At 70.3% G+C, this 21,825-nt stretch carries 20 protein-coding genes and 2 tRNA genes; 9 read left to right on the top strand and 13 right to left on the bottom strand.

Annotation, left to right across the window (positions count from 1 at the left end):
• Window positions 1–29: 29 nt before the first annotated feature.
• The 4 genes from ACK4LS_RS09955 to ACK4LS_RS09940 form a co-directional block, all read right to left on the bottom strand.
• Window positions 30–1,049, bottom strand: coding sequence for an ABC transporter permease subunit (locus ACK4LS_RS09955; protein ID WP_409716679.1), 1,020 nt, complete (start codon window positions 1,047–1,049; stop codon window positions 30–32).
• A complete protein-coding gene (locus ACK4LS_RS09950) occupies window positions 1,049–2,092 on the bottom strand; it encodes an ABC transporter permease (RefSeq protein ID WP_409716644.1) in 1,044 nt (347 codons plus the stop codon). The genes ACK4LS_RS09955 and ACK4LS_RS09950 overlap by 1 nt, the downstream gene beginning before the upstream one ends.
• Window positions 2,089–3,663 carry a sugar ABC transporter ATP-binding protein gene (locus tag ACK4LS_RS09945; protein ID WP_409716642.1) on the bottom strand — a complete coding sequence of 525 codons (1,575 nt, stop codon included), beginning with the start codon at window positions 3,661–3,663 and terminating at the stop codon, window positions 2,089–2,091. Before ACK4LS_RS09945 ends, ACK4LS_RS09950 begins: the two co-directional genes overlap by 4 nt.
• A gap of 168 nt (window positions 3,664–3,831) precedes the next feature.
• Window positions 3,832–4,812, bottom strand: a complete 981-nt coding sequence (locus ACK4LS_RS09940) for an ABC transporter substrate-binding protein (RefSeq protein WP_409716640.1) — start codon at window positions 4,810–4,812, stop codon at window positions 3,832–3,834.
• A gap of 238 nt (window positions 4,813–5,050) precedes the next feature.
• On the opposite strand from ACK4LS_RS09940, the gene ACK4LS_RS09935 reads away from it, so the two are divergent.
• Entirely contained in the window at window positions 5,051–5,611 is a 561-nt protein-coding gene (locus ACK4LS_RS09935; RefSeq protein WP_409716638.1) for a flavin reductase family protein, read from the top strand.
• 41 nt (window positions 5,612–5,652) lie between these two features.
• On the opposite strand, the gene ACK4LS_RS09930 is transcribed toward ACK4LS_RS09935, so the two are convergent.
• Window positions 5,653–6,543 carry a DUF808 domain-containing protein gene (locus tag ACK4LS_RS09930; RefSeq protein ID WP_409716636.1) on the bottom strand — a complete coding sequence of 297 codons (891 nt, stop codon included), beginning with the start codon at window positions 6,541–6,543 and terminating at the stop codon, window positions 5,653–5,655.
• A gap of 249 nt (window positions 6,544–6,792) precedes the next feature.
• Here ACK4LS_RS09930 and ACK4LS_RS09925 point away from each other — a divergent pair, with 249 nt between their 5' ends.
• Genes ACK4LS_RS09925 through ACK4LS_RS09915 form a run of 3 tightly spaced genes read left to right on the top strand, consistent with a single transcriptional unit; the run spans window position 6,793 to window position 8,377 of the window.
• A complete protein-coding gene (locus tag ACK4LS_RS09925) occupies window positions 6,793–7,383 on the top strand; it encodes a molybdopterin-dependent oxidoreductase (RefSeq protein ID WP_409716634.1) in 591 nt (196 codons plus the stop codon).
• Complete coding sequence (locus tag ACK4LS_RS09920; protein WP_409716631.1) at window positions 7,380–8,117, top strand: ferredoxin reductase; 738 nt, start codon at window positions 7,380–7,382, stop codon at window positions 8,115–8,117. The genes ACK4LS_RS09925 and ACK4LS_RS09920 overlap by 4 nt, the downstream gene beginning before the upstream one ends.
• Window positions 8,117–8,377 (top strand): DUF6510 family protein, encoded by a 261-nt coding sequence (locus ACK4LS_RS09915; protein WP_409716629.1) that lies wholly within the window; start codon window positions 8,117–8,119, stop codon window positions 8,375–8,377. Before ACK4LS_RS09920 ends, ACK4LS_RS09915 begins: the two co-directional genes overlap by 1 nt.
• A 69-nt stretch (window positions 8,378–8,446) precedes the next feature.
• Here ACK4LS_RS09915 and ACK4LS_RS09910 read toward each other — a convergent pair.
• The 3 genes from ACK4LS_RS09910 to ACK4LS_RS09900 form a co-directional block, all read right to left on the bottom strand.
• A tRNA-Ser gene (locus ACK4LS_RS09910) sits at window positions 8,447–8,535 on the bottom strand.
• A 105-nt stretch (window positions 8,536–8,640) separates the two neighbouring features.
• A complete protein-coding gene (locus tag ACK4LS_RS09905; RefSeq protein ID WP_409716627.1) occupies window positions 8,641–9,915 on the bottom strand; it encodes an LCP family protein in 1,275 nt (424 codons plus the stop codon).
• A 420-nt stretch (window positions 9,916–10,335) separates the two neighbouring features.
• Window positions 10,336–10,420 (bottom strand) — tRNA-Ser (locus tag ACK4LS_RS09900).
• Window positions 10,421–10,504: 84 nt separating this feature from the next.
• On the opposite strand from ACK4LS_RS09900, the gene ACK4LS_RS09895 reads away from it, so the two are divergent.
• On the top strand, window positions 10,505–11,755 hold the full coding sequence (locus tag ACK4LS_RS09895; protein ID WP_409716625.1) for a DUF2254 domain-containing protein: 1,251 nt from the start codon (window positions 10,505–10,507) through the stop codon (window positions 11,753–11,755).
• A gap of 51 nt (window positions 11,756–11,806) precedes the next feature.
• On the opposite strand, the gene ACK4LS_RS09890 is transcribed toward ACK4LS_RS09895, so the two are convergent.
• A complete protein-coding gene (locus tag ACK4LS_RS09890; protein ID WP_409716623.1) occupies window positions 11,807–12,706 on the bottom strand; it encodes an HAD family hydrolase in 900 nt (299 codons plus the stop codon).
• Window positions 12,703–13,968: a serine--tRNA ligase gene (serS, locus tag ACK4LS_RS09885; RefSeq protein WP_409716621.1), complete on the bottom strand. Its 1,266-nt coding sequence runs from the start codon at window positions 13,966–13,968 to the stop codon at window positions 12,703–12,705. The genes ACK4LS_RS09890 and serS overlap by 4 nt, the downstream gene beginning before the upstream one ends.
• A gap of 165 nt (window positions 13,969–14,133) precedes the next feature.
• On the opposite strand from serS, the gene ACK4LS_RS09880 reads away from it, so the two are divergent.
• A complete protein-coding gene (locus ACK4LS_RS09880; RefSeq protein ID WP_409716619.1) occupies window positions 14,134–15,423 on the top strand; it encodes a diacylglycerol/lipid kinase family protein in 1,290 nt (429 codons plus the stop codon).
• A 276-nt stretch (window positions 15,424–15,699) separates the two neighbouring features.
• Entirely contained in the window at window positions 15,700–17,070 is a 1,371-nt protein-coding gene (locus ACK4LS_RS09875) for a cryptochrome/photolyase family protein (protein ID WP_409716617.1), read from the top strand.
• Between the two features lie 6 nt (window positions 17,071–17,076).
• Here ACK4LS_RS09875 and ACK4LS_RS09870 read toward each other — a convergent pair whose 3' ends face one another.
• Entirely contained in the window at window positions 17,077–17,208 is a 132-nt protein-coding gene (locus tag ACK4LS_RS09870) for a hypothetical protein (RefSeq protein WP_409716615.1), read from the bottom strand.
• 171 nt (window positions 17,209–17,379) lie between these two features.
• A complete protein-coding gene (locus tag ACK4LS_RS09865; protein WP_409716613.1) occupies window positions 17,380–17,805 on the bottom strand; it encodes an Asp23/Gls24 family envelope stress response protein in 426 nt (141 codons plus the stop codon).
• Between the two features lie 189 nt (window positions 17,806–17,994).
• Here ACK4LS_RS09865 and ACK4LS_RS09860 point away from each other — a divergent pair, with 189 nt between their 5' ends.
• The gene (locus ACK4LS_RS09860; RefSeq protein ID WP_409716611.1) at window positions 17,995–19,044 is read left to right on the top strand and encodes an LLM class flavin-dependent oxidoreductase; all 1,050 of its coding nucleotides are present in this window, start codon (window positions 17,995–17,997) and stop codon (window positions 19,042–19,044) included.
• Between the two features lie 24 nt (window positions 19,045–19,068).
• Here the strand turns inward: ACK4LS_RS09860 and pheA are convergent, their stop codons facing one another.
• Window positions 19,069–20,031, bottom strand: a complete 963-nt coding sequence (gene pheA / locus ACK4LS_RS09855) for a prephenate dehydratase (RefSeq protein ID WP_409716608.1) — start codon at window positions 20,029–20,031, stop codon at window positions 19,069–19,071.
• 102 nt (window positions 20,032–20,133) lie between these two features.
• Here pheA and pgm point away from each other — a divergent pair, with 102 nt between their 5' ends.
• Entirely contained in the window at window positions 20,134–21,780 is a 1,647-nt protein-coding gene (pgm, locus tag ACK4LS_RS09850; protein WP_409716606.1) for a phosphoglucomutase (alpha-D-glucose-1,6-bisphosphate-dependent), read from the top strand.
• Window positions 21,781–21,825 lie beyond the last annotated feature (45 nt).

The raw sequence follows: 21,825 nt of genomic DNA, 5'->3' as shown, positions 1-21,825 counted from the left end.
GCGGGAGCGCTAACACGGACGGGACGAGGTCACCGGCTCAGTGCCGAGCGCGACACGATGATCCGCTGCACGACCACGAACAGCAGCAGCAGGGCGCCGACGGTGATGCGCGTCCACGACTGCTCGGCCCCGGAGAACGAGATGATCGTGCGGATGAGGCCGTAGACGAACACCCCGATCATCGACCCGACGACGAAGCCGCTGCCCCCGGTGAGCAGGGTGCCGCCGATGACGACCGCGGCGATCGTGTCGAGCTCGGTGCCGACGCCGTTGAGCGGATACCCGGCGCCCGAGTAGGCGGTCAGCACGATGCCCGCGAGTCCCGCGCACACGCCGCTGATGACGTAGACCGAGAGCTTGGCCCGGACGACCGGGAGCCCCATGAGCCGCGCCGACTGCTCGTTGCCGCCGACGGCGTACACCGTGCGGCCGAAGCGGGTGTACCGCAGCACGAACGCGGCGAGCGCGACGGTGAGCAGGGCGATGATCCCCGTCGGCGTGATGTACCACCCGGCGAAGGAGAACCGGGTGGACTGCAGCCACAGCAGTCCGCCGTTGTCGACCTTGATCGACTCCAGGCTCACCACGAACGCCAGGCCGCGGGCCAGGAACATCCCGATCAGCGAGGCGATGAACGGCTGCACGTCGAAGAACTGGACCAGGATGCCGATGAGCAGGCCGATCGCCGCACCGATGAGCACCATGGCGGGCAGCGCCACGACGACCGGCACGCCCTCGGAGAGCAGCTTCGCGCAGAGGATGCCGGTGAAGGCCATGACCGCGCCGACCGAGAGGTCGATGCCCCCGGTGAGGATGACGAAGGTCATCCCCACGGCGAGCACCAGCAGATAGGCGTTGTCGAGCAGGATCGACGACATGATCCGCGGCAGCTGGAAGTTGGGGAAGTACCACATGGCCCCGGCGATCATCACGAGGAGGATGACCACGGCGGCGAACACGGGCACCCACGAGATGTGCCGGCTGAGGAAGCGGCGGTACGTGCCCGTGGGCGACGCCGCGCCGCGGCGTTCTTCGGTGAGAGTGGCCATCATGACAGCACCTTTGCGTCGGGACGTCGGGTCAGGGGGCGCAGGGCACTGCGCCCCGCGGTGTGGAGCGAGGCCCGGAAGCGACGCGACTGCAGCAGCACCACGATGAGCACCGCCACGGCCATGAACACCGGGCTGACCGCCGGCGGCACTCCCAGGAAGGTGATCGTGCTCTTCAGCGTCTGGATGGTGAACACGCCCACGACGGTCCCGGCGATGCTGAACTTGCCGCCCGCGAGAGACGTGCCGCCGAGCACCACCGCGAGGATGGCATCCAGTTCGATGTACAGGCCGGCGGCGTTGGCGTCGGCCGCCATGATGTTGGAGCTGTACAGGATGCCCGCGATGCCCGCGAGCGCCCCGCTGGCAATGTACGCGCCCCAGATGATGCCGCGCGAGCGGACCCCCGCGAGGCGGCTGGCCTCGGGGTTGATGCCCACCGCTTCGGTCAGCATCCCCAGAGCCGTGCGGCGCTCGATGACGCCGATGACGATGACCGCCACGATCGAGACGTAGAAGGCGAACGGCAGCCCCAGCACGTAGCCGCCGGCGATGAACTTGTAGGGGTCGCTGTTGATCGTGGTGATGAACCCGCCCGTGATGAGCAGGGCCACACCGCGGCCGGCGAGCATGAGCACGAGGGTGGCGATGATCGGTTGGATGCCGAGCACCGACACGAGGAAGCCGTTCCACACCCCCAGCAGCAGAGCCACGCCGACGGCCGCGGCGATCGCGGTGAAGACGACGCCGAGGTTGCCCGGCTCGGGGGAGGCCTCGATCACCGTCAGCGCGACGGCGCCGGAGACGGCCATGATCGCCCCGACCGACAGGTCGATGCCGCGGGTGGCGATGACCAGCGTCATCCCGAGCGCGACGAGCATGAGGGGTGCGCTGTTGCGCAGGATGTCGATCAGCGATCCATAGAACTGACCGTTCTGCATCGTGATGCTCAGGAACGAGGGCCGCGAGATCGTGTTGACCGCGATCAGGGCGAGCAGAGCCGCGATCGGCCACACGAGGCGGTGCGTGAGGAACTTCTTCATGCGATCTTCTCCCGATCGGACGACGGTGTCTCGGGGACGGTGGGGGCGGCGGAGTCGGCCTGCCCCTCGGCGATATAGGCCACCAGGCCGTCGAGATCGACGTCGCGGGTGGTCAGCTCGCCGATCTTACGACGGTCGCGCAGCACGGCCACGCGCTGGGCGAGGCGCAGGACCTCCTCGAGCTCGGAGGAGATGAAGATGACCGCGAGGCCCTTCTCCGCGAGCTCGGCGACCTTGCGCTGGATGTCGGCCTTGGCGCCGACGTCGATGCCGCGGGTGGGCTCGTCGAGGATGAGCAGTTCGGGGGCGGTGGCGAGCCAGCGCGCGAGCAGCACCTTCTGCTGGTTGCCGCCCGAGAGGTTGCGGATGAGCGCGTTCGGATCGGCGGGGCGTACCCCGAGCGCGGTGATGTACTCCTCGACGACGGCCTGGGTCTCGGCGGCGCTGATCTTGCGCAACGCGCCACGACGGGCCTGGATGCCGAGCACGATGTTCTCGGCGACGGTGAGGTCGCCGACGATGCCCTCGGCGCGCCGATCCTCCGAGGAGAACGCGATGCCGCGATCGAGGGCGTGGCGCGGCGACCCCGTGCGCGAGGCCTGACCGCCGACCTCGATCGAGCCGCCGTCGGAGCGGTCGGCCCCGGCGATCAGGCGGGCGAGCTCGGTGCGGCCCGACCCCAGCAGGCCCGCGAGCCCGACGACCTCGCCGGCGAAGACGTCGAGGTCGACGGGTTCGAGGGCGTTCTTGCGGCCCAGCGACAGCGCGCGCAGCACCGGGGTGCCCGAGCGATCGACGGGGCGCTCGGCGCTGGCCGAGATGGCATCCAGCTCTCCGAGTTCGCGGCCGATCATCTTGGCCACCAATTGCTCCCGGCCCAGCTCTTCGACGGGGTACTCCCCCACGAGGGTGCCGTTGCGCAGGACCGTGAGGCGGTCGGAGATCTCGTAGATCTGGTCGAGGAAGTGCGAGACGAAGAGGATCGCCACCCCGCGGTCGCGGAGGTCGCGCATGACGCCGAAGAGCTGCTCGACCTCCCCGCGGTCGAGGCTCGAGGTCGGCTCGTCGAGAACCAGCACCCGCGTGTCGACGACCATCGCGCGACTGATCGCCACGAGCTGCTGCACGGCGATCGAGTGGCTGGCGAGGATCGAGCGGGTGTCGATCGACACGCCCAGCCCGGCCAGATGGGTCGCGGCGGCCGCGTGCGTGGCCTTCCAGTCGACCATCCCCGCCCGACGGACCTCGTTGCCGAGCATGACGTTCTCACCCACGGTGAGGTTCTGGCAGAGGTTGACCTCCTGGTAGACGGTCGCGACGCCCGCGGCCTGAGCGTCGGCGGTGGAGCGGAACTGCCGCTCCTGTCCGTCGACGTGGATCGTGCCCTCATCGATGCCGTACACACCGGTCAGGGCCTTGATGAGGGTGGACTTGCCGGCACCGTTCTCCCCCATGAGGGAGTGCACCTCGCCCGGGTAGAGGGTGAAGTCGACGCCGTCGAGCGCCTTCACCCCGGGGAAGCCGATGCTGATGCCGCGCATGGCGACGACGGCCGCACGTTCGGTTGTCATGCTCGATCGCTTTCTCGGATCGTGAGGCGTGGGGGGGCGGGGGGGCGGCCCCGCACGCCGGGGAGGGTGTTGCATCCCGCCGCCGCCGTCCGCCCGGCGGGCCGGGCGTCACGCGAACGGAGGACGGGGCGCCGGACGGAGGGGAGTCCGTCGGCGGATCCGAGCGGATCAGTAGGGGCGGCTGTCCAGGACCTTCTTGGCCTGCTCCTGGTTGAACGCCTGGTCCTCGACGATGTAGCTCTTGTCGACCGACTCGCCGGCGACGACCTTCTTGACGACCTCGGCGGTCTTCTCACCCAGCAGGGGGTTGCACTCGACGATGTAGTTGAATTCGCCGTTCGACAGCGCCGTCATGCCGTCTTTGACCGCGTCGATCGTCACGATCTTGATGTCGGTTCCGGGGGTGAGACCGGCGGCCTTGATGGCCTCGAGGGCGCCGAGACCCATGTCGTCGTTGTGCGCGAAGAGCAGGTTGATCTGCGAACCGTACTTCTGGAGGAAGCCCTCCATCACCGTCTTGCCGTCGGCGCGGGTGAAGTTGCCCGTCTGCGAGTCGAGCGTCTTGATGTCGGTGCCCTCGATGGCCGAGGCGAAGCCGGTGGCGCGATCGGTCGCGGCCGACGAACCCGTGGTGCCCTCGAGCACGACCATGTTGGTGGGCGTCGAGCCGAAGGTGTCGGCGACCCACTTGCCCGCGGTCTCGCCCTCCTTCTCGAAGTCGAGACCGATCCAGCTCGCGTAGAGGTCTTCGGATGCCGAGACGGTGCGGTCTTCGAGGATGACGGGGATGTTGGCATCCTTCGCCTCCTGCAGCACGTCGTCCCAGCCGTCGGTGACGATCGGGGCGAGCACGATGGCGTCGACGCCCTGGTTGATGAAGCTGCGGACCGCGGCGATCTGCGCCTCGGGCTTGTTGTCGGCCGCGTTGAAGATGAGGTTGAACCCGTTGGCCTCGCTGAAGGCCTCCTTCATCGACTCGGTGTTGGCGCTGCGCCATCCGCTCTCGGAGCCGGTCTGCGCGAAGCCCACCGTGATGGTGTCTCCGCCGCCACCGGCCGCGGCTCCGCCCCCGCCGCCGGCGCAGCCGGTGGCCGTGAGTGCGATCGCGCCGACGAGCGCGACGCCCGCGATGATCTTGTTCGCCTTCATGATGAAACCTCCTCGTTTCGCCGGCCGCGATGCCGGTTCATGTGATGCAGCCCCTCGGGGTGGGCCGTCGCTGAATGTTAGCGCTCACACTCCGCTGCGTGTCAAGCAGTGCGGGACCGCGCTTGGTCACGAAACGGTAAATGTGAAGCCTCACATTCGGCGATGGATGCACGCGGCGGGTTTCCCCGTGTTGCGCGGGTCGGCGCCGGACGCCGGAGAAGCGCCTACCGTCGTAGGTATGACCTCGCTCCCCCACGGCATCCCCGAGAGCACGCCCGCCATCGGCACCTCGGTGTCGGCGGACGACTTCAAGCGCGCGTTCCGCGGACACCCGGGCGGCATCGCCGTCATCACGGCCTACGGCGAGAACGGCCCCGTCGCGCTGACCGCGTCGAGCGTGTCGTCCGTCAGCGCCGACCCGCCGCTGCTCATCTTCTCGGTGTCGGCGCTGTCGTCGGCGACCCCGACGATCATCGCCTCCGACACGATCGTGGTGCACCTGCTCGACGCCGAAGACATCGGCCTCGCCCGCACCGCGGCCACCAGCGGACTCGACCGGTTCGCCGACACCTCCGCGTGGTCGCGCCTGCCCACCGGCGAGCCGGTGTACCACGGCGTGCGCGCGTGGCTGCGCTGCAAGATCGTGAGCCGCATGGACGCCGGCGGCTCGACCGTCATCGCCGCGCAGGCTCTGCAGGTCGACGTGGAGCGCGACCTCGAGCCCGGCGAGCCGGGAGCCGCCCTGGTGTACCACAACCGCACCTGGCACCGCCTCGGCGAGCACTCGCGGCTCGACTGAGACCGTGACGGCCCCGCACGGAAGGGGCCCTCACGCTGCGGTCAGTGAGCCGCCGGCGCTTCTCGGCGTACGAGACGCTGGATGCCGGTGACCACCGCGACGATGATCAGCCCGAGCACGAGTCCGAACACCGCCGACAGCGCCGTCTCCACGATCCACACCACGACGGGTCCCGCGGCCTCGATGGCGTGGGTGACGACGTGGACCAGCTCGTAGGGAGCCGCCCAGAAGGTCTCCTCGAGGTTCTGCAGCACGAGGTGACCGCCGACCCACAGCATGGCGACCGTGCCGACGATGCTGATGACGCGGAACACGGCGGGCATCGATGCCACGATCCGCACGCCGAACCGACGGACGCCGCGTGAGGGGCTCTTCATGAACCGCAGTCCGATGTCGTCGATCTTCACCAGCAGGGCGACGGCGCCGTAGACCACGACCGTCATGGCCAGGCCGATCACCAGCAGCGCCCCCAGCGTCATCCAGATCCCGAAGTCGGGGTCGAGGCTCGACAGGGCGATCAGCATGATCTCGGTGCTGAGGATGAGATCCGTGCGCACGGCCCCGAGCACGAGCTTCCTCTCGTCGCGCGGCTCGTCGGAGTCGTGCTCGCCGTGGTGCATACCGAACCACTCGAGCACCTTCTCGGCTCCCTCGAAGCACAGGAAGCCGCCGCCGATGATGAGCAGGAACGGCAGGACCATGGGCGCGAAAGCGCTCAGCAGCAGCGCGATCGGGATGATGATCACGTACTTGTTGATGATGCTGCCGAGCGCGATCTTCCAGACCACGGGCAGCTCCCGCGCGGGGGTGAGTCCCTGCACGTACTGCGGCGTCACGGCCGCGTCGTCGATGACCACACCGGCCGTCTTGGCGCTGGCCCGCATCGCGGCGCTGAGGATGTCATCGACGACGGCGAGCAGACCAACCGACATGCGGTTCTCCCGGGGGTGCGAGGGGATGCGGCGCGTGCGCGCCGCGGGACGACACTACCCGGTGCCCGGCGCGGGCCGGGGACGGTGGCGCCCGGGGCCCCGCGGGGAGCGGAGGCGCGGCCAGCGGACACGTTACGGCGAAGGGAGGACGATTCGCGCCGATCGGTCCGCCACTTCCCGCATCTCCTCCCTGTCGGGCCGCCTCCGGTCTGATTAGGGTGATGCTCACGGGACCGGCAGGGGGAACACATGTCATTCATCACGCGAGGCTTCGGCGGTCGCCGCCGCGAACGCGATCCGCGCCTGCCTCCGGGGCAGACCCTCGTGTCGGACTGGCCGGTGCTCTCCGCGGGGCCCACGCCGACGGTGGCCGGCGACGCGTGGGAGTTCGCGGTCGGCACCGAGAACGGCGTGCACCGCTGGAACCTCGAGGACTTCCAAGCCCTCGGGATGGAGGACGTCACCGTCGACATCCACTGCGTGACGCACTGGACCAAGCTCGACATGCCCTGGCGCGGCGTCTCCCTCGATCGCGTCTTCGCCGACGTCGAGACGAGCCACCGGTACGCGATGGTGCACTCCTTCGGCGGGTACACGACCAACATCGCGCTCGACGACCTGCTCGGCGGCAAGAGCTGGATCGCCTTCGAGGCCGACGGCGAACCCCTGACGCCGGAGCACGGCGGGCCCGCACGCCTCCTCGTGCCGCACCTCTACTTCTGGAAGAGCGCGAAGTGGGTCCAGGGCCTCATCACCATGCCCCAGGACAAGCCCGGCTTCTGGGAACAGAACGGCTATCACCTGCACGGAGACCCGTGGCGCGAGGAGCGGTACGGGTGAACCGCCGTCCCGTCGCCTGGCACACCGCCACGGTGGTCGCCGTCCGGCCCGAAACGGCGACGGCCCGGCGCATCGACCTCGAGGTGCCCACGTGGCCGGGCAACGACGCGGGCTCGCACCTCGACGTGCGTCTGACCGCGGACGACGGCTACCAGGCGAGCCGCTCCTATTCGATCGCCTCCGCGGGAGAAGGCACCCGCCTCGTGCTCGCGGTCGACGAGGTGCCCGACGGCGAGGTCTCGCCGTTCCTGGTGCACGACCTGCGCGAGGGCGATCGGATCGAGGTGCACGGCCCCCTCGGGGCGTTCTTCGTGTGGGCGCCCTCCCCCGACCCCTCCCCGGTGCAGCTGATCGCCGGTGGTTCCGGGGTGGTGCCGCTCTATGCGATGACGACCGCGCACGCCGCGAGCGACGACTCCACACCGTTCCGGTTGCTCTACTCGGTGCGCACGCCCGCCGATGTGTTCTTCCGCGACGAGCTGGCCGCTCTCGCCGCGCGGGACGACCGGCTGCGCCTCGACCTCGTCTACACGCGCAGCGCTCCGCCCGAGACCCGGATCACCACGGGGCGGCTGACGGCGGACAGCCTGCGTGCCGCGGTCATCCCGGCCGATCAGGAACCCCGGGTGTTCGTGTGCGGCCCCACTCCCTTCGTCGAGGCCGTGTCGGGCTGGCTGCTCGAAGCCGGCCACGCCGCCGCCCGCGTGCGCACCGAGCGATTCGGAGGCTCCTGATGACCCTTCTCGACGGCAACGCCCTGGCCGGCCGCCTCGACGACCTCCTCGGATGGGATGCCACGGCCTCCCCGGTCCGCTGCACGCACTGCGGCCTCGCCGATCTCCTCGCCACCGCGGCCGTCTACGCCACCGCGATGGGAACCGTCGTGCGCTGCCACGGGTGCGGGGGCGTGCTCCTGACGGTCGTCGACGGCGCCGAGGGCCGCACCTGGCTCGGGATGCCGGGCCTCAGCGCCGTGGAGATGCGGCGCGCCTGAAGACGGCCGGCAGAGGGACTGGGGCCGCGAACGCACGAGAAAAGCCCCGGCGAACCGGGGCTTTCAGTGCGGAGACGGAGGGATTTGAACCCTCGGTCCCCTTACGGGGACTCCACCTTAGCAGGGTGGTGCACTAGGCCTGACTATGCGACGTCTCCAGGTGATCGGCGTCTTGCGACGCGAACACACTCGCCCATACTAACCGGATGCCGCCCGGCATCCGAAACCGAAGTTCGGATGCCGGGCGAGACCGGCGCGCGAGGTCAGCGCACGTTGCCGTTCGAGCAGGTCGCCTGCGCGGCCGTCTGTCCGGCGATGCCCTCGGGCAGCACGACGGCGTCGGACGACGGAGCCGGCGTGGGCGCGGCGCTGTCGGTCGGGGCGGGGGATGCCGTGTCGGTCGGGGTCGGGGCGGGAGTGGCGCTCTCGTCGACCACCACACCGTCGCCGTCGCTCAGGTTGCCCGACAGCTGCAGGGGCTGATTGGCGGCGAGAGCGGCCCAGAGGGTGTCGGCGTCTTCGCGATCGGGCACGACGCGGTTGGGATCCGAGGGGTCGGTGTAGGTGGGGTACTGGATGAACACGATCTCGTCGAACGGCACGTCCTTCACCGCCGAGGCGATCTGCACGAGCGTCAGGGGGTTCGTCAGCGACGTCGAGGGGTCGACGTTGCGCAGCGCCGTCGAGGCGAGCTTGTAGAGGGTGGCGGGGTTCGACAGAACCTCTTGGCTCTTCAGCTTGTTGGCCAGTCGCGACATGTACTGCTGCTGGTTCGAGATGCGGCCCAGGTCGCCGCCGTCGCCGACGCCGTGACGGGTGCGGAGGAACTGCAGCGCGTCGAAACCCTTGATCTGCCGGATGCCCGCGGGCCAGTCGATGCCGGTGTACGGGTCTTTGATGCCGTTGGCGATGCACACGTCGACGCCGCCGATCGCGTCGGTGATGTTGATGACGCCGCCGAAGCTCACCTTCGCGGCGAAGGGGATCTCGAGCCCACTGAGCTCCGAGACCGTCTCGACCACGCAGGACAGCCCGCCCTCCATGAAGGCGCTGTTGATCTGCGCCTTGCTGCGCGACTCCGTCTCCCGGCCGTCGGCGTCCGTGCACGTCGGGATCGGCGCCATCAGATCGCGCGGGAACGAGATCACGGTGACCCGTCGCGGGTTGTCGGAGATGTGCACGAGCATGTTGACGTCGTTGAGGTTGCCCTCAGCGTCGTCGCCCGAGCACCTTTCGCCGAACAACTGGGCGTATTGCGGCTCGCACTCGTCGGTACCGACGAGCAGCATGTTGACGCCGCCCTTCAGCTCCCCGATGTCGGGCGGCACCGCGGGCTGATTCTTCAGATCGACCGCGTCGGCGGTGAAGCTGCGCGTGAGGTCGACCGCGGCATAGGCCAGCACCGCCCCACCGGAGACCAGAAGAACCGCCAACGCGACGGCGAGGCCCCGGAACAACTGCTGCAGCGGGCCCAGCGACCGCAGTCGCCCGTGGCGCGCGATGGTCCTCTGACCGCGCGGTGTGGTCGTCTTGCTCACTCGGGTCCTTTCACGACGGATGCCACCGGCCCGGCAGCGCGTCGACCCCGGCGCGGCAGCCGGAGGTCGGAGCAATACTAGGGACGCGCGTCTGTGAATGGCGTGAAGACCGGGCGTTTCGCCCGTCGGGGACGGCGTCCGGGCCGACGGTCGCCCCACCGCTGCGCGGCGCGCGGAGCCTCCGGCGGCGTGGGCCCACCCCCGTCCGCATCCCGCTCAACCGGTCATAACGACGGAAGCGGACCCCTGCGGGGCCCGCTTCCGTCGTTGCGGAGGGTGTGGGATTCTCCCCACCGCCCCTCCACACGCCGCTGCGCGGCGCGCGGAGCCTCCGGCGGCGTGGGCCCAACTCCGTCCGCATCCCGCTCAACCGGTCATAACGACGGAAGCGGACCCCTGCGGGGCCCGCTTCCGTCGTTGCGGAGGGTGTGGGATTCGAACCCACGGGACATTGCTGCCCACTGGTTTTCAAGACCAGGTCCATCGGCCGCTCGGACAACCCTCCCGAACGCACCGAGTCTACCGACGGGTCCGAAGCGGTGCGTCCATCCCCCGGGCCCGGCCGTCCGCACCGACTATCGTCGTCGCAATGGCCTCGTCGACGCACAGCCCCCTGGCATCCTTCTTCCTCCGTCTCGGCAGACAGGTCTGGGTGCGCGCGGCCATCTTCACGGTGATCGCCATCGTCATCGTCCTCGCGGCTCGGTTCATCGGCCCCCTCCTGCCGTTCTCCTTCAGCATCGGCCTGGCCGACAACGCCGTCGACTCGCTGCTCCAGATCATCGCGACCGCGATGCTGACCGTCAGCACCTTCTCGGTGACGGCCATGGTCACCGCCTTCTCGTCGGCCACGACGACGGCCACCCCGAGGTCGACGCAGTTGCTCATCGCCGACCCGACGTCGCAGAACGCCGTGTCGACCTTCGTCGGCGCGTTCACCTTCTCGCTCGTCGGCATCGTCGCGCTCTCGACGGGCTACTACGAGGAGCAGGGCCGGACGATCCTGTTCATCGCGACTCTCATCGTGATCGGGATCGTCGTCTTCACGCTGCTCCGATGGATCTCGCACCTGTCGACCTTCGGACGCATGTCGGACGTGATCGATCGCGTTGAGAAGGCGGCGACCACGTCGCTCGAGCGGCACGCCGAATCGCCGACTCTGGGCGCCCGGCCCGCCGTCGTCGTCCCTCCGGGTGCGACGGCGGTCCACGCCGAAAAGGTCGGGTACGTGACCCACGTCGACGTCGCCGGTCTCGATCGGCTCGCCCAGCATCACGGCATCGAGATCCATGTGCGCGCGACACCCGGGCACGTCGCCGATGCCCGGGTACCACTGGCCGCGGTGACGGGCACGGGCGACGACGACGTCCGCGCCGGGGTGCGGCGCGCGTTCCGCATCGAGCACCATCGCACCTACGAACAGGACCCGCGGTTCGGGGTGATCGCGCTGACCGAGATCGGAAGCAGGGCGCTCTCGCCCTCCACGAACGACCCCGGGACGGCGATCGAGGTGCTCGCTTCCCTCCAGCGGGTGCTCGCCCGTTCCCTCGACGTCGGTCGACGCAGCGACGTCGAGTACGAGCACGTCTACGTTCCCGCTCCTCGGTTGACCGAACTCGTCGACGACGCCTTCCGCCCCCTCGCCCGCGACGGCGCGAGCTTGATCGAAGTGCAGGTGCGCCTGCAGAAGGTGCTCGCGTCTCTCGCGCGCTGCGCTCCCGATCACTCCGCCGTGTTCTCGGATGCCGCGCGGGCGGCGTTCGAGCGCAGTCGTCGGCAGCTCAACCGGGTGGATGCCCGCACCCTCCGCACGGCCGCACGGGAGGCGTGGGGTCGCTGACGGAAGCGACCGGCCCCTCCGACGGCGTCGGGGGCCGCGGCACCGGGCGGTCTAGAGCGCGCGCAGGATCGCGGCGACGCCGCCCTCGGTGACGGACAGACCCACCTCGCCGGCGGCGGCGTGCACCTCGGGCGGCCCCTGGTGCATCGCGATCGCGCGGCCGCCGTTACGCACGGCCCACTGCATCATCTCGATGTCGTTGCGACCGTCGCCCATCACGAGCACCCGCTCGGGCGCGATGTCGAGCCACCCGCGCACGAGCTCGAGCGCGGTGGACTTGTCGACTCCCTGCGGAGCGATGTCGAGCCAGGCGGTCCACCCGATCGCGTACGAGACCTGGGTGAGGCCGATGCGCTCGACGAGCTCGAGGAAGTCCTGGTCGGTCTGCTCGGGCGCCACCACGACGACGCGGCACACCGCGTGCTCCGAGAGCTGCGCGAACGCGACCTTGTTGGCGCCTTCCAGGTTCCAGTCGTCGAGGTAGTCGGTGAACAGGCGCGTGCCGTCGGGCAGCTCGACGAGGAAGTGCGCGTCCGCGAGGTGCTCGCCCAACAGCGCCAGCACCTCGGTCGGGTCGAACGTCTCGACGTGCGCCCGCACGTAGGCCGCGGCATCCCCGTCGCCCTCCCGCCGCATGACGATCGCGCCATTCGAGCACACCGCATACTCGGGACGGATGCCGAGGCGCTGCATGATCGGCTGGGTGCTGTCCCAGCTGCGTCCGGTCGCGAGCATGACCTCGTGGCCGGCGGCGTGCGCGTCGGCGACGGCCTCGACCACGCCGGGGCTCAGGGTGTCGTCTTCGAGGAGGACGGTGCCGTCGATGTCGAGCGCGATGAGCATGCGCCCGATCGGAGCGTCGTCGGCGAGGTCGGCGACGACGTCGGCCGCCTCCTGCTTCGGGACGCTCTCGACGTCACCGGTCTTGGGAAGGGCGGCCTCGGGGGTCATGCGACGGGCTCCATGACCTCGAGCCCGCCGAGGTACGGGCGCAGAACCTCGGGGACCGTCACCGAGCCATCCTCCCGCTGGTGCGTCTCGAGCAGGGCCACGATCCAGCGCGTCGTCGCGAGCGTGCCGTTCAGCGTCGCGACCGGCTGGGTCTTGCCGCCGTCGGGGCGGAAGCGGGTGTCCAGGCGGCGCGCCTGGTAGGTCGTGCAGTTGGACGTGCTGGTCAGCTCGCGGTACGCGCCCTGGGTGGGAACCCAGGCCTCGATGTCGAACTTGCGGGCGGCGCTGGAACCCAGGTCGCCGGCGGCGACGTCGATCACGCGGTACGACAACCCCAGGTCTTGCAGCATGCGCTCCTGCATGGCGACGAGGCGGTCGTGCTCGGCCTCGGCATCCGCGGGGTCGGTGTAGACGAACATCTCGAGCTTGTTGAACTGGTGCACGCGGATGATGCCGCGGGTGTCCTTGCCGTAGGAGCCGGCCTCGCTGCGGTAGCAGGTGGACCAGCCGGCGTAGCGCTTCGCGCCGCGCTCGAGGTCGAGGATCTCGTCCATGTGGTAGCCGGCGAGCGGAACCTCGCTCGTGCCCACGAGGTACAGGTCCTCCTTGGGCAGGTGGTACACCTCGTCGGCGTGCTGACCGAGGAAGCCGGTGCCGCGCATGACCTCGGGGCGCACGAGCGTCGGCGGGATCATCGGTGTGAAACCGGCCTGCAGTGCCCGGTCGAGCGCGAGGGTCATCAGCGCGAGCTCGAGGCGCGCGCCGATGCCGGTGAGAAAGTAGAAGCGGCTGCCCGACACCTTCGTGCCGCGCTCCATGTCGATCGCGCCGAGCTTCTCACCCAGGGCGAGGTGATCCAGCGGCTCGAAATCGTAGGCGGGGATCTCGCCGTGCGTGCGGAGGGTGACGAAGTCGTCTTCACCGCCGGCGGGAACGCCCTCGAGCACGATGTTCTCGATCTTCCCCAGTGCGGCCTCCGCGGCGGCCTCGGCTTCGGTCGCCGCGTGCTGGGCGGCCTTCACGCGCTCGCTGAGCTCTTTCGCCTCGGCGACCAGCGCGGCCTTCTCGTCTTTGGGCGCCTGGGCGACGCGCTTGCCGTGCGCGTTCTGCGCGGCACGCAGTTCCTCGAACGCGGTGAGGGCGGCACGGCGGTCGCGGTCGGCGGCGAGGGCTTCGTCCACCGGATCCGGCGACTCCCCGCGGGCGATCTGGGAGCGCTTCACGAGCTCGGGATCTTCACGCAGCAGAGTCAGGTCGATCACGCGTCCATCCTACGGTCGCACCGCCCGCCCCTTCCGCGTCGAGCGGGGGCGCGTCCGCCCGCGGAACGACGGGCGTGTCCACGTGCCCATGGTCATCCGGCTCCCGGCCGTCAAGCCCACCCCGCGCGCCCGATCGCGAGGCCCCGCCGGTCCTAGGGTGGACCCATGGTCGCCCCTGACGAGCCGCGTGACGACGCGGACTCCCCCGAGAACGTCCCCTCCGACGCCCCCGCCGAGGTGAAGGCCGACGCCGCCGCCGCCGACGGGTCGAGCGAGCACTTCGAGTCGGCGCGTCTCGCGGACGACACCCACGACCGGCCCCGCAAAGACGTCCCCGATCCCAAGGACGCCGCGGAGCCCGACGACGCCATCCATCAGCCCGAGGACGTCGATCCCGATTCCTCGGAGGAGATGCCCGGTAAGGCGCAGCGCGTCGACGCCGAGGGGGATGAGGCTCCGATGGATGCCGAGCCCGCGCAGAAGAAGCGCGCCGCCCTCGTGTACAACCCCACCAAGGTCGAGCAGGACGCCCTGCGCGCCCGCGTGGCCGAGCTGTCGGCGGAGGCCGGGTGGGCCGAGCCCCTGTTCTACGAGACCACGGTCGACGACCTCGGCGACGACGCGACCCGCGCCGCCCTCGACGAAGAGGTGGATGCCGTACTCGTGGCGGGCGGCGACGGCACGGTGCGCGCGGTGGCCGAAGCGCTCACCTCCACGGGGGTCCCGCTCACCATCGTGCCCAGCGGCACCGGCAACCTGCTCGCGCGCAACCTGTCCCTCCCCCTCAATGACGCCGACGCCATGATCCGCGCGACCTTCGACGGCGACATCCATCCCATCGACACCGGGATCGCCCGCATCCGTCGCGCCGACGGAGAGGTCGAGGAGCACGGGTTCTCGGTCATGGCGGGTATCGGCCTGGACGCCGCGATGATCCAGAACACCTCTGACGACCTGAAGAAGCAGGTCGGGTGGGTCGCTTACGTCGACGGAGCGGCGCGGTCCCTCGTCTCGGCCAAGCCCTTCCGCGTCATGTACCAGCTCAACGGACACCGCCTGCACTCGGCCAAGGTGCACAGCGTGCTCTTCGCCAACTGCGGCGCCCTGCAGGGCGGCGTGGCGCTCATCCCCGACGCCTCCATCGCCGACGGCCGTCTCGACGTGGCCGTGCTCCAGCCGTCCGGCGTGCTGGGCTGGCTCGGCGTCTGGCGCAGCATCGTGTGGGACAACTCGGTGCTGCGCAGGTTCCGCGCCGGGCGCCGCGTGCTCGAGCGCCGCAAGGACAGCTCCGTGCGCTACCTGCGGGGTACGGGCATCGAGCTCGCGACCGCTCCGGCGCAGCCGATCGAGCTCGACGGCGACGAGTTCGGCGAGGCGACGCGCATCTACACGCGCATCGTGGCCGGCGGCCTCGCCATCGCGCTGCCGAAGGGCCACGACACCTCGTCCCTCTGACGCGCCCCGCGTCACATCCGGCGTCCGGCATCCGGCATCCGGCATCCGGCATCCGGCATCCGGCATCCGGCGAGTTGACCCGGTTCGCGCGAGATCACGCACGTTTCGCCCGAAAGGCGCGTGATCTCGGTGAACGCGTGTGATCTCGGCGGCCGGCGGGGGCCGGCGGCGGCCCGGCGGGGGCCCGGCGGGGGCGAACGCGCGAGCGAGCGCGCGCGGGGGCACCCCGGGTGTCAAGCCCGGAGCCCCGGATGCCGTGGTGGCTAGCGTCGAGGGATGCCATCCCCCTCGATCGTGTGGTTCCGCGACGACCTCCGCCTCACCGACAACCCCGCGCTGCGCGCGGCGCTCGACCGGGACGAGCCGATCGTGGCCCTCTACGTCCTCGACGAGGAGTCCGACGGCGTGCGCGAGATCGGCGGGGCGGCGCGGTGGTGGCTGCACGGGTCGCTGGCATCCCTCGGCGAGCGCCTGAGCGAACGCGGGTCGTCTCTCGTCCTGCGCCGGGGTGCCGCGGCGAAGGTCGTCCCGGCCGTCGTCGACGAACTCGGCGCGGGCGCGGTGTTCTGGAACCGGCGGTACGGCGGGGTCGAGCGCGAGATCGACGCCGGCATCAAGGAGAAGCTGCGCGGCGACGGCGTCACCGTCGCCTCGTTCGCCGCCAACCTGCTCTACGAGCCGTGGACGGTGCGCACGCAGGCTGACAAGCCCTACGGCGTCTACAGCCCGTTCGCCCGAGCCGTGCAGAAGCTCTCGGCACCGCGGCCCCCGATGCCCGAGGCGATGAAGGTTCCCGGTTTCGACGGACGCGTCGACGGCGACGACCTGTCGTCGTGGGCCCTGCTCCCCACGAAACCGGACTGGGCCGGGGGTCTGCGCGAGACGTGGGAGCCCGGCGAGCCCGCCGCGAGGGCGCGGCTGAAGGAGTTCCTCGACGAGGATCTCGGCGATTACTCGAGATACCGCGACGAGTTCGCCGGCGGTGCCACCTCGAACCTCTCACCCCGCTTGCGGTGGGGCGAGCTGAGCCCGTACCAGGTCTGGCACGACACCCTCGAGCACAAGGGCTCCGGTCAGCACGCGCAGAGCGCGAGCGGGTTCCTGTCCGAGCTGGTGTGGCGGGAGTTCGCGTGGCACGTGACGTACCACTCACCCGACATCGCCACCGCCAATTGGCGTCGGAATTTCGACGCGTTCCCGTGGCCGGAGCTGAACCGTGCGCACCTCGAGACCTGGCAGCGGGGCGAGACCGGCGTCGCCGTGGTGGACGCCGGGATGCGACAGCTGTGGAAGACCGGCGTCATGCACAACCGCGTGCGCATGGTCACGGCATCCTTCCTCATCAAGAACCTGCTGATCGACTGGCGTCACGGCGAGCAGTGGTTCTGGGACTGCCTCGTCGACGCGGATGCCGCCAGCAACCCGTTCAACTGGCAGTGGGTCGCGGGCTCCGGAGCGGATGCCGCCCCCTACTTCCGCGTGTTCAATCCCGAGACGCAACGCAAGAAGTTCGATCCGCACGACGCCTACGTGCGGGAGTGGGCTCCGGAGCACCTCGGCGAGAACCCGCCGGAGCCGATGGTCGACCTGGGCGAGACCCGGAAGCGGGCGCTCGACGCCTATGCGGAGGTACGCCACGGGGGCTGACGCGATTCAGTCCCGGGGGTCGACCGGGTTGCCCGCATCGAAACGCGCGAGGAAGCGCGTCATCTCGTCGACCACGCGCTGCTCGTTGCGCTGCATGTCCTGCAGAACGAGGTCGAGGTTCTGGGCTGCGGCCGTCACATCCCCGTCACGACGATGGTCGCACCCGCCACGACCGGACTGATCCAGCGCATCCATCCCCCTCGAAGAAACGTCGCCTTCCCACCTCGGCGCGACCGTGCACGAGCAGCGACCCACCCGCCCACGCGAAAGGGGCGCCACCCGTCGGTGGCGCCCCTTTCGAAGCGGATGTCAGTTGACGCGCTGCTCGGTGGCGTCGTCCTCGTCGTCGTCACCGGGGATGAAGACGTCGACCACGGTCACGTTGATCTCGGCGACCTTCATGCCCACGAGCTCGGTGATGGCCTGGTGCACGGCGGCGCGCACGTCGGAGGCCACGCGCTGGAGCTGCTCGGGGTAGTCGACCTGGATCGAGATGTCGGCAGCGACCTCGGTCTCGCCCACCTCGACGCTCACGCCCTGGGCGTGGTCCTTCGCACCGACGGCCTGGCGGATGTTGCCGATCACGCGGGCGGCGCCGCCACCGAGGGCGTGGACGCCGGGGACCTCGGCCGCGGCGATGCCGGCGACCTTGGCGACGACGGCGTCGACGATGACGGTCGAGCCGCCGTCCTTCTTCGAGGTGGTGGGGGTGGCGGTGGTGGTGGTGTCAGCCATGTTCGCTTCCTTCCGTCGTTTCGGAACCGTGTGTTCCGCGATGTCATAGGTGAGACGCGCGGCGGACGCACTTCGTCACGGATTTCTTCCTGAGAGAATCCTGAGGGCGAATGCCGGGCGGTGACGCGCGCGCCGGGCCGCGAGGTGCGCGAGAGGAATAGGCATCATGGCCTCGCCGTTGCATCCCGTGTGCCTGACGTATCCCCCGCCCTCTCCGTGCTCGACCTCGTCCCCGTCCGCAGCGGGCAGAACAGTGCGCAGGCGGTGAGCGCGGCCCTCGACCTGGTCGAGGTCGCCGATCGCCTCGGGTACCGCCGGTATTGGTTCGCCGAGCACCACAACATGCCCGCCGTGGCCTCGACCACTCCCCCGGTGCTCATCGCCGCGGCCGCCGCGCGCACCTCGCGCATCCGCGTGGGCTCCGGCGGCGTGATGCTGCCGAACCACTCGCCCCTGATCGTCGCCGAGCAGTTCGCCGCCCTCGAGGCGCTCGCCCCGGGTCGCATCGATCTCGGCATCGGGCGCGCGCCCGGCAGTGATCCCGTCATCACGCAGCTGCTCAACCGCTCCGGCACGACGAGCGACGTCTCGCGATTCCCCGATCACGTCACCGACATCATGGCGCTCACCTCCCCTGAGGGGGCCACGGTGCGTTTCACCTCCGGCACGGAGTATCAGGTCAAGGCGACGCCCTCGGCATCCGGCACTCCGCAGGTCTGGCTGCTCGGCTCCAGCGACTACTCCGCGCAGCTCGCCGCGAGCTTCGGGCTGCCCTACGTCTTCGCGAACCACTTCGCGGGTGAGGGCCTCGAGCACGCCCTGCGGCTCTACCGCGACCAGTTCGTGCCGAACGAGTCCGGTGAGGGACCCCGCACCTTCGTGACGGCGAACGTCGTCGCCGCTCCCACCGCCGAGGAGGCCGAGGAGCGCGCGCTGCCGCAGCTGCGGATGATGGCGCGACTGCGCACCAACCGGCCGCTCGTGCCGCTCGAGACCGTCGAGCAGGCGAAGGCCGACCCGTTCGACGCGATGGCGGGGTCGATCATGGCCTCGACGCGACAGAAGTGGTTCGTCGGGACGGGCACCGAGGTGCAGGGGCAGCTGGCCGCGTTCGCCGCGCAGCACGGTGTCGACGAGATCATGGTGTCGCCCGTGGCGGGTGCGTACGACGGCGAAGGGGCGGAGGGGCGGGTGCAGACGCTCGAGCTCATCGCCGAGAAGGCGGCCGTGGCGGCCTGACGAACTGCGGGGCGGCGGGGGGCGTCAGGCCTCCGGCTCGCCGCTCAGCAGGCCCCGCAGCCAGTCGCGCGCCTCGACGAACACGTCGTCGCTGTAGCGCTGCGGGTAGCGCACGATCGCTCGGTCGGCGCGGGCGTAGGAGCCGAGAAAGATCACCTTCGGGCTGAAGCGACGCAGGCCGAGCAGCGCGTCGGCCATGCGCTCGTCGTGCACGTGACCGTCGGCGTCGATGACGAAGCGGTACCGGCCGAGGGCGTCGCCGATGGGGCGGGATGCCAGCAGGCTCAGGTTGATGCCGCGTGTGGCGAACTGCTCGAGCAGCTCCAGCAGTGCACCCGGGTGGTCCTCGGGGAGCTCGACGATGAGCGAGGTCTTGTCGGCGCCGGTCGGGGGCGCCGGGGCCACGGTGCGACTGACCAGCACGAAGCGGGTCACCGCGTTCGGGTTGTCGCCGATGCTCTCGGCGAGCACCGACAGGTCGTGGTGGGCGACGATCCCGGGAGCGGCGATCGCGGCATCCGCGGCGCTCGTGCCGTCGAGGACGCCGAGGGCGCTGGCGACGTTGCTCTCCGCCGGCAGGTGCGCGTGCGCCGGCACGTTCGCGCTCAGCCACCCGAGGCACTGCCCGTACGCGACGGGGTGCGCGGCGATGAGCGACACGTCGGCCAGCGTCGCCCCGGGGCGCCCCACCAGCACGAAGTTCACGGGTACGAGGTACTCGCCGACGATGCGGAGCCCCGGCACGGTGGCCAGCGCGTCCTGCGCGGTCGAGACGCCGCCGTCGACGGAGTTCTCGATCGCGATCATCGCGGCATCCGAGCGACCCTCGACGACGTCGGCGAGAGCCTCGCCCACGTTGCGCACGGGCCGCCAGATCTGGTCCCTCGCCTCGGGGACCTGCGCCAGCGCGGCCTCGGTGAAGGTGCCCGCGGGGCCGAGATAGCTGTAGGTCCGGCGGGCGGGGGTGTCGTCTGTGTCGGGCAGCACCGGCTCAGCCTAGCCGCGCGGCTGTGCGCGCCGGTGTGACGGATTCGCCGGGAATCCGCCACGGCGTGTGCGCATGTCGGAGGGAGCGGGCAGACTGGGCTCATGAGCAGTCGCGCAGGACAGCCCGCCGAGGCATCCGATCTCATCGACATCGACGAACTGATCGCCGCGTATTACGACCGCAAGCCGGATGCCGCCGTGCCCGAGCAGCGCGTCGCCTTCGGCACGAGCGGCCACCGCGGATCCTCGCTGAGCACGAGCTTCAACGAAGACCACATCCTCGCTACCACTCAGGCGATCGTCGACTACCGCGCGGCGCAGGGCATCACCGGCCCGCTGTTCCTCGGGCGCGACACGCACGGCCTGTCGCTGCCGGCCGAGCGCAGTGCGATCGAGGTGCTGGTCGCCAACGGCGTCGACGTGCGCGTCGATTCGCGCGACGCGTGGGTCCCCACGCCGGCGCTCAGCCACGCCATCCTCGCCTACAACCGCGACCGCGCGACCGACGACCCCGGCCGCGCCGACGGCATCGTCGTCACCCCCTCGCACAACCCTCCGCGCGACGGCGGCTTCAAGTACAACCCCCCGCACGGCGGCCCCGCCGACACCGACGCCACGGGGTGGATCGCCGACCGCGCGAACGAGCTCATCGCGTCGGGTCTCGAGGGCGTGCACCGCACGCGCCACGCCGACATCGACCTCGACGCCCTGGGCCAGTACGACTTCCGCGATGCATACGTGCGGGATCTGGCATCCATCATCGACGTCGAGGCCATCAAGAACGCCGGCGTCCGCATCGGCGCCGACCCGCTGGGCGGGGCGTCGGTGGAGTACTGGGCGCTCATCGCGGAGGTGTACGGTCTCGACCTCACCGTGGTGAACCCCGAGGTCGACCCGACGTGGAAGTTCATGACCCTCGACTGGGACGAGAAGATCCGCATGGATCCCTCCTCGCCGTCCGCGATGGCCTCCCTGGTCGCCGCGCGCGACGAGTACGACATCCTGACGGGCAACGACGCCGACGCCGACCGCCACGGCATCGTCACCCCCGACGCGGGGCTGATGAACCCCAACCACTACCTCGCCGTCGCGATCGACTACCTGTTCTCGCACCGCCCGGGCTGGCCCTCCGACGCCGCCGTGGGCAAGACGCTGGTGTCGTCGATGATCATCGACCGCGTCGCGGCCTCGCTCGGCAAGACGCTGCTCGAGGTGCCGGTGGGCTTCAAGTGGTTCGTGCCGGGTCTTCTCGACGGCTCCGTCGCCTTCGGCGGCGAGGAGTCGGCCGGAGCGTCGTTCCTTCGCAAGGACGGCACCGTGTGGACCACCGACAAGGACGGCATCCTGCTCTGCCTGCTCGCGGCCGAGATCCTCGCCGTCACCGGCAAGACGCCGTCGCAGCGCTACGCGGAGCTCGAGACCGAATTCGGTGCCTCGGCGTACCAGCGCGTCGACGCGCCCGCGACGCCCGCGCAGAAGTCGGCTCTGTCGAAGCTGTCTCCGGATGCCGTGACCGCCACCGAGCTCGCCGGCGAGACGATCACGGCGAAGCTGTCGCACGCGCCCGGCAACGGCGCCGCGATCGGCGGCCTGAAGGTGCAGACCGAGTCGGCCTGGTTCGCCGCCCGCCCCTCGGGCACGGAAGACGTCTACAAGCTGTACGCCGAGTCGCTCCGCGGCGAGGACCACCTGCGCGAGGTGCAGGAGGAGGCCCGCGCGGTGGTGTCGGCGGCCCTCGGCCAGGCCTGACGCGAGCGATGTCGAGCGGCGTCGCCCTTCGGGGCGGCGCCGCTT

The sequence above is a fragment of the Microbacterium sp. genome (assembly GCF_046295495.1).
Lineage (GTDB): Bacteria > Actinomycetota > Actinomycetes > Actinomycetales > Microbacteriaceae > Microbacterium.
Note: the sequence above shows the minus strand (reverse complement) of the source record. Positions and strands in the feature narration are given on the sequence as shown.